The sequence below is a fragment of the Mesorhizobium calcicola genome (assembly GCF_042682105.1).
In the GTDB taxonomy this organism is placed as follows: Bacteria; Pseudomonadota; Alphaproteobacteria; order Rhizobiales; family Rhizobiaceae; genus Mesorhizobium; species Mesorhizobium calcicola.
Genome location: NZ_JBHUGY010000066.1, coordinates 99100 through 113651 on the forward strand (window position 1 = coordinate 99100; position 14552 = coordinate 113651).

Here is a 14552-nt window from a genome sequence, read left to right on the forward strand (position 1 = left end):
AGCCTGAACGCTAAACGGTCTACTGCGCCGACGACCGCATCGAGGTTTCGTTCTGGGATCTCGAGCAGATGTGGCCCACACCCGCCGGGTTTATCAGCAGGCGGGCGTGGCGGCGGCTTTGTGGGCCGACGATGCTCCAGCGATTCAGTACAAAGCGGATGGTTCCGCGGCTCGTGCAATTGTCCCCAACTGATGTGGAGCGCAGCACGCGAGCCCTTGCTACCTGTTTGAGGGGCCGCCGCCCGCTGAACTTACGCGGCGCGTCGTTGAGCAGGGTGGAGACCTGAACGGGTTCGACGAGGGTCGACGGCGGTCACGATGCCGTGGTGGTGATCGCAATAGACGCGATCCGGCGAAGTTGACCCAGCACAAAAACGGTAACCGCCGGGTACTGTCGGGTCTTCGCTCACCGGGAAGCGGCACTGATGGAGGCCTAGCTGAATGAGGGGGACGTCTCTCGAAGTTAGTCTGATATTTTCAGGCATGGTTTTCAGGTTCCTGGTTCAAAAGCCATTGCCGGCTGACGGCCGCGGTGCGACAGCGTCGGGGCGAGCTTTTCTCGTTTTGGCGGGCTGTGGATCACCATATGGTGTTGGTCGCAGCATCAATGAAGCCCGAGGCCCTGCTTTCGGAAGCCAGTTGTTGCGACTTAAGGCCACACTCGCCGCTGGGGTGAGGTTGACAGCGCGAAGGCACCCGGCGGGCGATGTTGTCGTCCCACTGATCGCTCCGCCCCCGGGTTAATCGGCAGGCGAGGGTGGGGCCCCAACGCGCTTTTCAGGACCCTCAACCGGCCAGCCCCAGGAGGGCGAGCTGCGAATACATTTTGTCAGCAGACAATGTGGTCGCGTGCCAGAGCATCTCTCCGAACCGTTGCGCCGGTGCTATGGTGTGCCTGCATGATCAGACAGCAGGGATATGAGGCATGCCCGAAGTCACCCGCCGTACACTTCTTGCGTTCGCCGCCTTGGCCTCGGTCGTTGAACCGACGCTTGGTGAAGGGGAAGGGGCCTCACCCGAATTGCGGGCGTTGATCGGAGCCCATGAAGCCACCTATGTCGGGCTTCACAGGGTTGTTCATCAAGCGGGCAGTAGCAGCGACGAACGCAAGAGGGCAGACCGGATTGAACAGGACGCATTGCTGGCCATCTGCTCCTATCCTGCGATCAGCCGAGGCGACCGCCGGGCTAAGGCCGAGTACCTGTTGGCCGTTGAGGCTCGGGGTGAACTCGACCTGGAAGAACAGATGCAGGCCATCCTGCACTCGATGAAGCGCTGATCGCAGCTAGACCGGCGCCTTTGTCGCGTGATCAGGCGCTTCGCTCCAGCACCTTTTTCACCGGCTCGCGGCCAGCGGGAGGCTGCCGCCGGCACCTCGCCGAAGCGTGGCGACCCCGGCTCGAACTAACGGTTTGCATAAAACCTGCTATCCGTGCAGCCGATGTCCGCAACTGCGCCGCTACTGACCAATATGCGACGCGACCGACATCATCGCCTCAGAGTTCGGGTGGGCGCCCAAGCCGCCGTCGAAAACCTCGGAGAACGTCCAGCGAACGACGCCGTTGCGGTCGAGCAGGAACTGGCCGGTGAGTTGGCCCACGCCGGTCGCCATCATTTGCTGGTCCGCTTCAGTGATATCGTAATTGTCTTTTTTGTTCAGATATTCGAGCGTGGCAAACGGATCCATCGGCTCAGGCATTTCGCCCGGCACGTTGAGCCGCATCGCCTTCACATCGCTCATTGAGACCTTGTGCGGCAATGCGCTCTCGTCCTCAGTTATTTGCATATTTGGCAATCCAAAGGCGCGGTGTGAAACGCGCTCCGGATCGGATGCAGCAAGCAAACCAACCATCGGATGGTACCGGAGATAAAGGCGCGCCCGCTCGATGGGCGTGTTCACCACCGTGAGGCATTCGATGCCCTTTGCGTTAAGGGCTGGTGTGAGCAGCGAAACCGTCGCGATATGACGCCTGCAAAACGGACAATGCAGACCTCGATACAGCCCAACCAGCACTGGCTTCTCGCCGCGGAAATCGTCGATAGCTATCTTGCCCTCGCGAGTAATTGCGTCGAGTACGAAATTAGGTGCTCGTTCGCCCAGTTGCAGAGGGCCTACGTCGGCGCGGTCAGACATGCTTGATCCTCCTCGCGGGTCAATCCAGTAACGAAAGCGCGGCGGTACTTCCGGCTCCAGCCCGTGTTCGGCACACTTCCTGTGCGTGTTGAAACTGCAATGTAGCACAGAGATGGGCGGACGTTGAGGCGCTACCGAAGGCTACGCCTTGCAGAGCCTCACTCCTGGCGCGCAGAAGCAAACGGCTGGCAATCAAGGAATCGATTATAGGTGTTGGAGCCTACCAACGAGCGGAGCATTTCGGGCCTTCGGGACGGAATACCGCCGTAAAAGAGGCGAAGCCAGCTGCTCAGTTCCCGACGCCGGTGTCGAAAACAATCGCCGAATTGGTGGCGACATAGTGGCGAAACGAAAAAGGCTTAGATCGACGATTTTGGCCAACACGTTAGTAAGCTGCTGACTTTCCTAGGGATTTTGGTGGGCGATGCAGGGATTGAACCTGCGACCCCACCCGTGTGAAGGGTGTGCTCTCCCGCTGAGCTAATCGCCCGCTCGTTGCCCGAAGGCCAAGCGAGCCGCGATATAAGGGAGGCCGGTGCGGGAAGTCAAGGCGGTGTCCGGCGTTCTGACAAGGTTCGATTTGTCGTCCTTGACACCTGTCCGCGAGGTGGCGCCGGCGGCCTTCCGCTCAGCCTCCAGCGGCAGCGATCAGCCTTTGCGCCAGATCGAGGGCCAGCGCGTCGAAATGCGAGATCACCGCCGAGGGTTCGAATTCGCGCACATGGCGGTCGGTGTAGCCGAAATCGACCGCCACGACCGGAATGCCGGCGGCCTTGGCGGTGTCGATGTCGGTCTGCGAATCGCCGACCATCAGCGCGCAATGCGGATCGCCGCCGGCGAGCTTGATGGTCTCGATCAGATGGCGCGGGTCGGGCTTGCGGAACGCGAACGTGTCCTGGCCGGCGATTGCCGCGAAATGTTTGGTCAGGCCAAGCGCCTCGATCAGCGCCAGCGAGTTGGCTTCGTATTTGTTGGTGCAGATGGCCAGGAGATAGCCGGCGTTCTCGAAGCGGGCGATCGCCTCGACGACACCGGGGTAGGGGCGAGATTTGCCGGGGATGTTGTCGGTGTAGTGGTCGAGGAAGAGTTTCAGCAGCCGGTCGTGCTCCGCGACATCAAGCGATCGCTGCTGGGCCGCATGCGCCCGTTCGATCATCACCCGGCCACCGTGACCGACAAAGCGCCTGAAGCCGGCTTCGTCGACGGCCGTGAGTTCGCTGGCGGCTAGGCTGTGGTTCAGGCTGTCGAGCAGGTCCGGCGCTGTATCGATCAGCGTACCGTCGAGGTCGAACACGATGATCGGGCGGCTCATGGTCTGTCCTGCGCGGATTTGTACAAGTGGCAGGCGATAGCGGCTGCGGCGCGTCAAGGCAAGCGCCCGCTGGGTAAGCGGGCCGGGGCAAGCTCGTTCAAGCAGGCAGGCCCACCGGACCTCGCGACTTGCGCCAGACATGAAAAACCCGCCATAGCGGCGGGTCGTTGGCGCAAATCAGCACCTTGGTCAAATATGTAGCATAGCTGCCATCAACAGGTCAACTGTCTTCAGGAAATAATTCCTATTGAGGCTGCCCGCACATCGCGTCACCAGGCCGCGCCCAAGGGCTTTGACCAGGCGAGCAAAAATGCTAGGAGCCGCAAACGCCGAAGCGCGCCGCGTTTGAACGGATTCAGGCGGCGCGCTTCAGGTCTTTGTTTTGTGCATGTCGTTGCCCCAAAACCGGGGCCACTTTGGGCGACATGCATTGGGTTCCGGGGCAGCAAGCGGCATGGATGCAAGACAGTTGAAGGTCGAAGCCGCACGGGCGGCACTTGCCCATGTCAGCGACGGCATGCGGCTCGGCATCGGCACCGGCACCACCGCCGAAGAGTTCGTGCGGCTGCTGGCCGAGAAGGTTGCCACCGGCATGACCGTCATCGGCGTGCCGACTTCGGAGCGCACCGCGTCGCTGTGCCGCGAGCTTGGCGTGCCGCTGTCGACGCTAGAGGAAACGCCCGAACTCGATCTCACCGTCGATGGCGCCGACGAAGTCGATCCGGAACTGACCCTGATCAAGGGCGGCGGCGGCGCGCTGCTGCGCGAGAAGATCGTCGCGGCCGCTTCGCAGCGCATGATCGTCATTGCCGACCGGTCGAAGATGGTCGACACGCTCGGCCGCTTTCCACTGCCGATCGAAGTCAATCAATTCGGCCTGCGCGCGACCGAAATCGCGATCGGCGCGGCGGCCGCAAAACTCGGCCTTTCCGGTCCAGTCATATTGAGGATGACGGGGGGGCAGGCTTTTGTTACAGACGGCGGCCATTTTATCCTCGATGCATCTTTTGGCCGCATTCCGGATACAAGAGCGCTTTCGAATGCTCTCCACGCCATTCCAGGCGTGGTCGAGCATGGTCTTTTCATCGGGCTGGCGTCAGCGGCCATCATCGCCGGCGGCGACGGTATCCAAACTGTCCATGCCGCCCGAAAACCAGGGAGTTCTACCGATCATGATGTTGCATAACCGGGTTCGCAGCCTTTGCGCCGTTCTGGCGGCCTCGGCCGTTTTCGCCTTCTCTTCGCCGGCGTTTTCGCAGGATGTCACGGAATCGCACCTGAAGGCCGCACGAGCGGCGGTCGCGGCGATCCACGCGACCGACCCGTTCGACAACATCCTGCCGCAGGCGGCGGCCGCGCTCGAATCGCAGCTGATCCAGAAGAACCCGGACATGCAGGAGCTGATCGGCACGACCATCAACGAGAAGGCGCTCGCGCTGGCCTCGCGCCGCGCCGACCTCGAGAAGGAAGCGGCACTCGCCTACGCGAAAGTGTTCTCCGAAAAGGAACTGACCGATATCGCCGCCTTCTACAATTCCGATTCGGGCAAGAAGCTGCTCGACAGCGGTCCGGCGGTGACCCGCGACCTGGTCAAGGCAGCCGACATCTGGCAGAACGGCCTCGCCCGCGATCTCGCCCAGCAGGTCGGCGAAACGCTGGCCGCGTCCGCCAAGGCAAAGGCGCCGGCAGCGCCTGCCGCGCCTGCGGATGGCGCCGCGCCCGCCGACGGTTCGGCCCCGGCCGACGACACGCAGAACTGATCGCGCGTTGCCAAACGGCCTAGAGCCTGTTCCATCCGATGGTATCGGGCTGGGGCTCTAGCTCTTTGTTTGAGCATGATCCTCTCCGAAAACCGGATTCCACTTTTCGGGATCATGCTCTAGCGGCCATCGACGAAGCCCGGCTTGTCCGGGCTTTTCTTTTGATGACTTGCGGCCTACCTGTCACTGGATTTCTGAAGCTTGAGGAGCCGCGTCATGGCCGGTTACGACTACGATCTTTTCGTCATCGGCGGCGGCTCGGGCGGGGTGAGGGCGGCGCGTGTCGCGGCGTCCCTCGGCAAGCGCGTCGGCATCGCCGAGGAATTCCGCTATGGCGGCACCTGCGTCATCAGGGGCTGCGTGCCGAAAAAGCTCTATGTCTATGCCTCGCAATTTCCCGAGCATTTTGCCGACGCCGCCGGCTATGGCTGGACGGTGCCGGAGGCCAGTTTCGACTGGCCGACGCTGGTCGCCAACAAGGACCGCGAAATCAGCCGGCTGGAGGCGATCTACCAGAGGAATGTCGAGGGCGCCGGCGGCGAGGCGTTTCACTCGCGCGCCATGATCGTCGACCCGCATGTCGTGCATCTCCTCGGCGAGGATCGCACCGTCACCGCCGACCAGATCCTGATCGCCACCGGCGGCCGCCCGGCGGCGCACCCGGCGCTGCCCGGCCATGAGCATTGCATCTTTTCCAACGAAGCTTTCGATCTCAAGAAGCTGCCAAGGGCGATCATGATCGAAGGCGGCGGCTACATCGCCGTCGAGTTCGCCAACATCTTCCACGGCCTCGGCGTCGACACCACGCTTGTCTACCGCGGCAAGGAAATCCTCAGCCGGTTCGACATGGACCTGCGGCGCATGCTGCACGAGACGATGGAAAAGAAGGGGATCAACATCCTCTGCCATTCCGTGTCCGAATGGATCCGCAAGCGGCCGGACGGCCGGCTCGACGCACTCGTCACCGGCGGCAAGGTGCTGACGGTCGACCAGGTGATGCTGGCCATCGGCCGCATCCCGAACACCGAGAATATGGGCCTGGAAGGCATCGGCCTGGAGATGACCAGGACCGGTGCGATCGCTGTCGACGAATACTCCCGCACGAACATCGACAACATCTGGGCGATCGGCGACGTCACCAACCGCGTGCAGCTGACGCCGGTGGCGATCCACGAGGCAATGTGTTTCATCGAAACCGCCTTCAAGGGAAATCCGACGGCGCCCGACCACGAGACGATCGCGACCGCCGTCTTTTCACAGCCCGAAATCGGTACGGTCGGCCTGTCGGAGGATGACGCCGTCAAGCGCTTCCCCGACATCGAGATCTACCGCGCCACATTCCGGCCGATGCGGCACACGCTGTCCGGCCGCGACGAGAAGATGCTGATGAAGCTGGTGGTCGATGGCGCGTCGAAGAAGGTGCTCGGCGCGCACATCCTAGGCCCGGATGCCGGCGAAATGGCGCAGCTTCTCGGCATTCCGCTGAAGGTCGGGCTGACCAAGGACGATTTCGACCGCACGATGGCGGTGCATCCGACAGCGGCGGAAGAACTGGTCACCATGTACAAGCCGACCTATCGCGTGAAGGACGGCCGGCGCCTGGATTGACGGGCAGATACCGGACTGCGGGTCTCCGCCGCGGCAAGGCCCTTGCCACGGCGGATATCTTGGGTTTGCTACAGCAGCGTGCCGCGCAGGATCACCCGCGCCACCGAGAAATAGATCACCAGCCCGGTGACATCGACCAGCGTGGCGACGAACGGGGCCGATGCGCTGGCCGGATCGAAGCCGATGCGTTTCAAGGCGAACGGCAGCATCGAGCCCGACAGCGAGCCGAAGGTGACGATGCCGACCAATGCCGCGCCGACCGTGGTGGCGATCAGCGGCCAATGCGGCCCATAGTCGTAGAAGCCCATATACTGCCAGAGCGCGATGCGGCCGATTCCGACCACACCGAGCATGGCGCCGAGCACCAGGCCGGTGGGCAGTTCGCGCAGCGCCACCCGCCACCAGTCGCCAAGACCGATCTCGCGCAACGCCAGCGCCCGGATGACCAGCGAGGTCGCCTGCGAACCGGAATTGCCGCCCGAGCTCATGATCAGCGGGATGAACAGCGTCAGCACGATCGCCTTCTCCAGTTCGCCCTCATAGCTCTGCATGGCGTTGGCCGTCAGCATCTCGCTGAGGAACAGCGCGCACAGCCAGCCGCCGCGCTTGTTGATCATGGCGAGGAAGCTCATCTTCATGTACGGCTCGTCGAGGGCCTCCATGCCGCCGAAACGATGCACGTCCTCGGTCGTCTCCTCGACCATCGCGTCGATGATGTCGTCGATGGTGACGATGCCGAGGATCTTGCCGTGGTCGACGACCGGGACGGCAAGCAGATCGTATTTCGAGATCGTCTGCGCCAGGGTTTCGCGATCGGTCAGCGGGGTGACCGTCACCGGCGCACGGTCCGGCGCCACCGTCATGATCGAGTCCTCAGGCTCGCCGGTGATCAGCCGGCGCAGGCCGGTCGACCGCACCAGGAGGTGCGTTTGCGGATCGACGATGTAAATCGCGTAGACGGTTTCGCGCGTCCGCTCGACCTTGCGGATGTAGTCGAGCGTGCGGCCAACGGTCCAGTCCGAGGGCACGCTGACGAACTCCGTCGTCATGATCGACGCGGCACTGCCTTCGGGATAGCCCAGAATGGCAAGCAGCGTGACGCGGAGCGGCGGCGCAAGCCCGCCGAGCAGCTCGGACCGGGCCGGCTCCTCCAGCTCACGCAGGATGTCGGCGGCGCGGTCGACCGACATGGCGGCGAGCAGCCTGTCCGCCTTGGCGCGCGGCAGCGCCTCCATGAGTTCGGAGGCGCCGTCGAGTTCAGGCTGGTCGAAGATCTCGACCAGCCGCTCGAAGGTGACTTCACAGAGCAGTTCCGTCGCGGCTTCTCGCGGCTCCCTGTTCAGGGCCTCGACAATGTCGGCGACGTGATCGTTGGCTAGGATACGGGCGATCGCGACGGCCTCGTCGCTCGCTACGGGGGTAAATTCGTTCATGGCTCACTCCTTGCCGTCCGGCAGGACATGAACCATCAGAGGTCACGTCTAGGCGGACGGCGGTTGCGTTCGACTGTGACTATCGCCAGGCATGGCGCGGTGACCTTTCCGCTTGCGGGTTCGCGTTTGACTGTCTGCAAGCCGGCGCAACATAGGAGCGCGCCTTGCCGAGTCAATCGCAGTGAGGCGGGAAAAGAGTGCCGAATGGCTTTGATCGCGAGACTGTGATCAGCGGCCGCCGCATGACGCGGCTGGCCGAGATTCAGGCGTCGCTACTTCTGCTTCAGCCGGCGCGGGAAGCGCAGCCATTTGTCCTCTACGGGCGGCCTTGGCTGGGCGAGAATGGTGGTGAGTTCGACAGGCAGGGTCGGAACCAGGGGCTTCTTGGTGGCGACGCCGTCGGCGATCGCGACGATGCTGTGATAGAATTCGCTGCCGGTCAGCGATCTCGGCGCCACCGCCTCGTGCATGACGCTGATCACCGTGACATCGGGGCAGTTGTCCTTGATGGCCTGGTGGAAGGCAATCTTGCCCTCCGGGTCGAGCGCGCCGGTCGCCTCGTCGAGGAACAGCAGCCCCGGCTGCTGCAGCACGATGCGAGCCACCACCAGCTTCTGTTTCTGGCCGCCCGACAGAACCTGGTCCCAGCTTTTGCCTTCGCGGCTTTCGTCGGCCATATGCGAGATGAAGTCGCCAAGCCCGGCCTTGTACAGCGCCGCCGCGACCTGCGCATCATTATGGTCGTGCTCGGAGCCCGGCAGGCAGACCAGCTGTTTCAGCGTCACCTGCTGCAGCTTGACCTCCTGGGCGGCATAGAAACTCTTCACCCCCTCGGGGAAGACGATGGTGCCATGGCCATAGGGCCACAGGCCGTTGATCGCCTTGATCAGCGAAGTCTTGCCGCAACCCGATTCGCCTTTCAGGAACGTCCACTCGCCGCGCCGGAAGCGCAAATTGGCAGCACTGAGGAACGGCGTGGCGTCCTCGCCCTGATGCGCCAGTTCGAGCTTTTGGATGGTGAGGCCGAAAACCGGGTTCTGGCTGGCATAATGGAAGTCGGACTGACCGGTCTGGCTGTAGAACGCCTGCGGATGCTGGACGTTCTCGATCGCGTTCGCCAGTTCCGTCACACGCTGGCTGTTGGCGCGCAGCGTGGCGATGGCGGGCATGACATGGATGAACCACGAGCACTGGCTGATCAGCTGGGCGACCATTTCAGAGCCGGTTATGTAGCCCTTGTAGTCCAAGCGATTGTGTATGAACGACACCAAACCGGGACCATAGGCGACGATCCGGGCGCCGAGGAAGTTGTAGATCAGCTCGAACGACGTGTAGCTACTGTTGACGACATTGAGCTTGCCCCAAGTCTTGTCGATATCGACGTAGAGCTTGTCGTGCATCGACTTTTGCACATCTTCGCCATGCGAGGCGGCGACATGGAAGCTGCGGCGCAGGAACGTCGTCAGTTCACTGCGGTAGCTGCCCTCGGCCTGCTGCATGCGGATATTGAGCCGCTCGAGCAAGCGGCCAAGCTTGACCGCAATCCAAGTGTTCAGCGGCACGTAAATGGCGACGGCGAGGAAGGCCAGCACTGCGCTGCCATAACCGCCGAGGAACTCTAGTCCTTTGACCTCAACCGAGGATCCGATCAGATTTTCGCCGATAAAATAGAGCGAGGTCGCGACACCCAGAACGCCCATGGCGAGACCGATCGCCCCGCCCGTCATGTCCTTGATCGATTCCTGGATGCGCTGGTCGATGTTGTCGGGCGCGACGATACCGCCGGCCGCTGAACCATGCTGAGCATGGAAGTGGGTATGATTGCCGTCGAGCAGAGCCTTGTTGAACTGGCTATTCAGCCAGCCACGCCACTTTCGGTGCAGGGTTGCCGAGACAAGACCACGCACGCCGGTGAAGCCGGCATCCTTGAGCACGACCAACAGAACCAATATGCCGGCATTGGTCAGAATTGCCTGCAGCGGGCTGGTGTTGGCTGCATCGTGGAAGAAGGCAATCGAATTGCCCAACTCGCCCAATGCCAGGGCAAACCAGACGCCGGCCTTGCTGGAAAGCGCCGTCAGCAGAGCGATGACGATAGTAAGCGTCCAGGCTTCCTTCCAGCGCTCAGAGAACCAGTAGGCCTTCATCAGCCCCCAGAAACTGCGCATCGAGGATACCGGCGTCAAATGCGACGGCGCTGCGGCGCCGCGGTGTAGTCTATCCGGTACTGACTCCTGCGATCGTCTGCCGATCCGAATCACGATCCCGCCCAAACCTTTTTCGTTTTGTTACGGATGGTAACACCAATTGATCATTTTCTATTAATTTTTAAAGCTGGCCAAACGGATTAGCCTGGCGGCCGTTGCGGTGAAGCAACAGATCGCAGGACGGAACCGCCGTCGGATCGATCGAAAAAATCAGAATATCGCCATTGATTTCAAACCGTTGTCGGCGCGAACGGGGTTGTCGACGAAGTTTCCCCAAGGGAATCTTTTTACACAGTTTTGTGAGCTTGAAATCGTATGGGCCGGCCCATTTTCTTACCGCGGACCGATCTGAACGCCTGAAAATGTGCCGTTCGTGAGCTCACCGGCTTGCCGTCATCGTCCTTGCCGGAGACCGAGAAGTGACCGGAAATGGTCTTTGCGGCAGCGTCGTAGCTGTCGATCACCACTTCGTCGGGCGGCGCCATCCTGCCTCGTTGGGTCAGATCAGGAACCGCGTTTGACAATTCCTTCGATCGGGATTGAACCTTGCCGGGTACTGTCGGCACCCATGCATGTCCGGTTCTCCAACAAGGAAGCTTCCCAATGCTTGTACGCGCAGCCGCAATCCTGTCCCTGTTCGCCGGGCTGCCCCTGGCGCATGCCGCCGAGCAGAACATCCCGGCGGGCGCTGAGGGTCAGATCGAGTTCAACACGCCGTCCGGCAACATTGGCTGCATCTACACGGCGAAGGGCGGCACCAGCACCTATGAGCCACAGGACGGCGGCCCGGAACTGAGCTGCTCACGGGTCGAGCCGAGCTATGTCACCATCATCCTGGGTCCCAAGGGGCCGGCAACGCTGATCAAGAACCCCGGCGAGCAACCCTGCTGCAGCGATGTCACCAGGCTCGCCTACGGCAACAGCTGGAGCGCAGGGCCGTTCTCGTGCCAGTCGTCAACCAAGGGGCTGACCTGCACGGCGACAAACGGCCATGGATTTTTTATCAGCAAGGCCAAGGTGACAGTGAAGTGACGCCTGCTCCTTCCGCATGCGGAAGGAGTGGTTGCTCTCAGCCGACCGCTTCCAGTTCGCCGCGCGCCTTGGCAGCCGCCACCTGGCGGATGGCATCGGCCAAGGTATCCGCATCCTGAGCGCCCATGACCGCGTATTTGCCCTCGATCAGGAAGCACGGCACGCCTGATATGCCCATGCGCGACGCGGTGGCGATCTCGGTGCGAACCGCCTCGACATCGGCCCCGGTCGGCAAAAGCGTGGCAACCACGGATGCGTCCATGCCGGCCTCGCGCGCGGCCTCGACCAGCACGGTATGGTCGCCGATATCGGCGCCTTCCTCGAAATTCAACTGGAACAGGCGGCGCACCAGCCGGTTCTGCACGGCTTCGCCGGTAGCACCCGCCCATCGGATCAGGCGGTGTGCATCCAATGTGTTCGCCGCCACCTTAATGGCGCCGAACGCGAAGGAAATACCTTCGGCTTCGCCCAGCGGTTCGATGCGGGCATGAATCTCGTGGATGCGTTCGTCGCTGCCGAACTTGGCCAGCATATACTCATGGCGATCCTTGCCCTGCGGCGGAATGGTCGGATCAAGCTGGAACGGGCGCCAGCGGACATGCACCTCGGTGTCGCCGACAGCTGATATCGCCTTGTCGAGCCGCTTCTGGCCGATGAAGCACCATGGGCAGACGACGTCGGACACCACATCGACGGTGATGGCGTTCAGCTCGCTCATCTCGATCTCCTGAACCTTTAGTTCGGTTTGCGCCACCAGCTTGGCAGTTGATACCCAAATATGGGCGTCTTTTGCGGATGTTCCAGGTAGTTCCAGTAGGCAATCCATTGCTGCGTGTTGTACTGCGTCGGCACCATGTAGTTGCCGGAGATCAACAGCCGGTCGAGAACCCTGACGGCAGCGACATAGTCTTCCTTCGACCGGGCGCGCAACATCGCGTCGATCGCCGCGTCCACCGCCGGATCGGCGACCCCGGCGAGATTGAACGAGCCTTCGGCCTTGGCCGCTTCGGATCCCCAGCGTCCAAGCTGTTCGATGCCGGGCGACAACGAATTGTTGAAGCCGCTCGATCCGATCAGAGCCTCGAAATCGAAGCGCTGCTTGCGCGACTGGATCTGGTCGCCGTCAAGGCTGCGAATGGTGACGTCGATGCCGATCTTCTCCAGCGTGCGCTGATAGATGCCGGCGAGGCGCTCCTCATCCTGCGAAGCAACCAGGATCTCGAAGCCGAAGGGCTGGCCATCGGGATCAAGCATTGTCCCGTCCTGCACGTGATAACCGATGCTTTTCAGGAGATCGAAGGCCGCTTTCAGCACCTTGCGATCCTGCCCCGAACCATCGGTGACCGGAGGCCGGTACGTGCCGTCCATGACATCGGCCGGGACGCGGCCGGGGTAGGGCGCCAGAAGCGCCTTTTCCCTGTCGTCTGCCGGATGACCGAGCGCCGAAAGCTCGGAATTCTGCCAGTAACTCATCGCGCGCGCGTATTTGCCGCCGAACAGGTTCTTGTTGGCCCATTCGAAGTCGTAGAGCATGCCGAGTGCACGCCGCACGATCGGGTTGGCGAACTTCTGCAGCCGCGTGTTGAACAGGAAACCGGTCACCACCGGCGGAATGCCGGTGTCGAAGGTCTCGGCGACCACGTCGCCCTTGTGGAAGGCCGGAAAATCGAGGTCGCGCTCGCGCTTGACCGGATCACCGTCGTCGTCGATGGCGCAAAGGCCTTTCTTGAACGCTTCGAGCTTGGCGTTGGCGTTGAGAAAATATTCGATGGTGATCTGGTCGTAATTGTCAAAACCGCGCTTGGCCGGAATGTCCTTGCCCCAATAGTCCGGGTTGCGCTTGAAAACGATGCGTTGGCCAGGCTGCACCTGCGCAACGGTGTAGGGGCCACTGCCGATCAGCGGCTTCAGCGTCGTCTTGTCGAACGTCGCCTTGTCGAAGGCATGCTTCGGCACGATCGGCGTCAGCGCGATGATCAGGGGCGTCTCACGATTGGCCTTGTCGTTGAAAGTGAAGCGCACGCTGTGGTCACCGGTCTTTTCGAGCTTGGCGATCAAGCTCATCCGGGCGCTGTAAGGTGGACGGCCCTTGTCGGTATAGACATCGTAGGTGAACAGCACATCCTCCGGTGTCACCGGCTCACCGTCCGACCATTTGGCCTTCGGGTTGAGATGGAACTCGATGCTCTTGCGCTCGGGATCCATGTCAGCGGTGTCGGCAAGCAAGCCATACAGACTGAAGGGCTCATCGTAGTTGCGCTGCATCAGCGGCTCAAAGACGAGATTCCCGTAATTCTGATCCATCATGCCGCGCGCCGTCGTGCGCAGGCTCTTGAGGATGAAGGGATTGAGGTTGTCGAAGCTGCCGACGACGCAATAAGTGATCGAGCCGCCCTTCGGCGCGTCGGGATTGGCGTAGTCGAAATGCGCATAGTCGGGCGGCAGCGCCGGTTCGCCCTGCATGGCGATGGCGTGCTTCGGCTCCGAAACGGCCGGCTGATGCGAAAGAGCGAGAAACGATATCGCGGTGATCAGCCAAACAAGAACGCGGCCCATGACCGTCTCCTTACTGGGTCGGCTTGATGATTCGGTGCGCACCCTAGCATGAGGCAGCTGCGCGCCGGCCAATCACGCGTTCAACAATTGCGAGTCTCGGGCTGGATTCGACATCGCTTGCAGTGTAACACGCCCTCCGAAGTCATTCTGTTGCCTCATTTCGGCAACAGGTAGCTGGACCACACGGCGCGAAGAAGCCGGTCCTGGGATCATTTGAGAGGAAGTGCACGACATGACGAGCCTGAACAGCAACGCGTACCGCCTGTCGGTCATGGCCGCTGGCGTGGTCGGCTTTCTGGGCGCGGGCCTTCCCGCTGCTTCCGCACAGCAGCAACAGCAGATTCCGCAAGGCTGGTTCAAGGCTTGCACCAAGCAGGAAGACGTCGACATCTGCAACGTCCAGAACATCACCACCGCCGGCAACGGCCAGCTGATCACCGGCGTCAGCCTGATCGAGCTGAAGGGCAAGGTGAACCGCAAGGTGTTCCAGGTGACGGTCCCGACCGGCCG

At 62.0% G+C, this 14552-nt stretch carries 14 protein-coding genes and 1 tRNA gene; 6 read left to right on the forward strand and 9 right to left on the reverse strand.

Annotated elements, in window-relative coordinates:
* Window positions 1-251: 251 nt before the first annotated feature.
* Window positions 252-485 carry a GcrA family cell cycle regulator gene (locus ACFSQT_RS34545; RefSeq protein WP_379026484.1) on the reverse strand — a complete coding sequence of 78 codons (234 nt, stop codon included), beginning with the start codon at window positions 483-485 and terminating at the stop codon, window positions 252-254.
* Between the two features lie 440 nt (window positions 486-925).
* Here ACFSQT_RS34545 and ACFSQT_RS34550 point away from each other — a divergent pair, with 440 nt between their 5' ends.
* Window positions 926-1279, forward strand: a complete 354-nt coding sequence (locus tag ACFSQT_RS34550; protein WP_379026486.1) for a hypothetical protein — start codon at window positions 926-928, stop codon at window positions 1277-1279.
* Between the two features lie 180 nt (window positions 1280-1459).
* Here ACFSQT_RS34550 and ACFSQT_RS34555 read toward each other — a convergent pair whose 3' ends face one another.
* The 3 genes from ACFSQT_RS34555 to ACFSQT_RS34565 all read right to left on the reverse strand — a co-directional run bounded on the left by ACFSQT_RS34555 (window position 1460) and on the right by ACFSQT_RS34565 (window position 3446).
* Window positions 1460-2134 carry a peroxiredoxin-like family protein gene (locus ACFSQT_RS34555; RefSeq protein WP_379026488.1) on the reverse strand — a complete coding sequence of 225 codons (675 nt, stop codon included), beginning with the start codon at window positions 2132-2134 and terminating at the stop codon, window positions 1460-1462.
* 415 nt (window positions 2135-2549) lie between these two features.
* Window positions 2550-2624, reverse strand: a tRNA-Val gene (locus tag ACFSQT_RS34560).
* 138 nt (window positions 2625-2762) lie between these two features.
* Entirely contained in the window at window positions 2763-3446 is a 684-nt protein-coding gene (locus ACFSQT_RS34565; RefSeq protein ID WP_379026490.1) for a phosphoglycolate phosphatase, read from the reverse strand.
* A gap of 454 nt (window positions 3447-3900) precedes the next feature.
* On the opposite strand from ACFSQT_RS34565, the gene rpiA reads away from it, so the two are divergent.
* The 3 genes from rpiA (at window position 3901) to gor (ending at window position 6814) form a co-directional block, all read left to right on the forward strand.
* Window positions 3901-4632: a ribose-5-phosphate isomerase RpiA gene (gene rpiA / locus ACFSQT_RS34570; RefSeq protein WP_379026492.1), complete on the forward strand. Its 732-nt coding sequence runs from the start codon at window positions 3901-3903 to the stop codon at window positions 4630-4632.
* Window positions 4619-5206 carry a DUF2059 domain-containing protein gene (locus tag ACFSQT_RS34575; protein WP_379026494.1) on the forward strand — a complete coding sequence of 196 codons (588 nt, stop codon included), beginning with the start codon at window positions 4619-4621 and terminating at the stop codon, window positions 5204-5206. Before rpiA ends, ACFSQT_RS34575 begins: the two co-directional genes overlap by 14 nt.
* Before the next feature lie 216 nt (window positions 5207-5422).
* Entirely contained in the window at window positions 5423-6814 is a 1392-nt protein-coding gene (gene gor / locus ACFSQT_RS34580) for a glutathione-disulfide reductase (protein WP_379026496.1), read from the forward strand.
* A gap of 68 nt (window positions 6815-6882) precedes the next feature.
* On the opposite strand, the gene mgtE is transcribed toward gor, so the two are convergent.
* From mgtE to ACFSQT_RS34595, 3 genes are all read right to left on the reverse strand, one after another.
* Window positions 6883-8247 (reverse strand): magnesium transporter, encoded by a 1365-nt coding sequence (gene mgtE, locus ACFSQT_RS34585; RefSeq protein ID WP_379026498.1) that lies wholly within the window; start codon window positions 8245-8247, stop codon window positions 6883-6885.
* Between the two features lie 272 nt (window positions 8248-8519).
* Entirely contained in the window at window positions 8520-10415 is a 1896-nt protein-coding gene (locus tag ACFSQT_RS34590) for an ABC transporter ATP-binding protein/permease (protein ID WP_379026500.1), read from the reverse strand.
* A 326-nt stretch (window positions 10416-10741) separates the two neighbouring features.
* Window positions 10742-10939 carry a hypothetical protein gene (locus ACFSQT_RS34595; RefSeq protein ID WP_379026502.1) on the reverse strand — a complete coding sequence of 66 codons (198 nt, stop codon included), beginning with the start codon at window positions 10937-10939 and terminating at the stop codon, window positions 10742-10744.
* 118 nt (window positions 10940-11057) lie between these two features.
* Here ACFSQT_RS34595 and ACFSQT_RS34600 point away from each other — a divergent pair, with 118 nt between their 5' ends.
* A complete protein-coding gene (locus tag ACFSQT_RS34600) occupies window positions 11058-11486 on the forward strand; it encodes a hypothetical protein (protein WP_379026504.1) in 429 nt (142 codons plus the stop codon).
* Window positions 11487-11523: 37 nt separating this feature from the next.
* Here ACFSQT_RS34600 and ACFSQT_RS34605 read toward each other — a convergent pair whose 3' ends face one another.
* Entirely contained in the window at window positions 11524-12204 is a 681-nt protein-coding gene (locus ACFSQT_RS34605) for a DsbA family oxidoreductase (RefSeq protein ID WP_379026505.1), read from the reverse strand.
* A gap of 17 nt (window positions 12205-12221) precedes the next feature.
* A complete protein-coding gene (locus ACFSQT_RS34610) occupies window positions 12222-14042 on the reverse strand; it encodes an extracellular solute-binding protein (RefSeq protein WP_379026507.1) in 1821 nt (606 codons plus the stop codon).
* 232 nt (window positions 14043-14274) lie between these two features.
* Between ACFSQT_RS34610 and ACFSQT_RS34615 the strand changes: the two genes are divergently transcribed.
* A partial coding sequence (locus tag ACFSQT_RS34615) for an invasion associated locus B family protein (RefSeq protein WP_379026513.1) occupies window positions 14275-14552 on the forward strand: 278 nt, incomplete at its 3' end.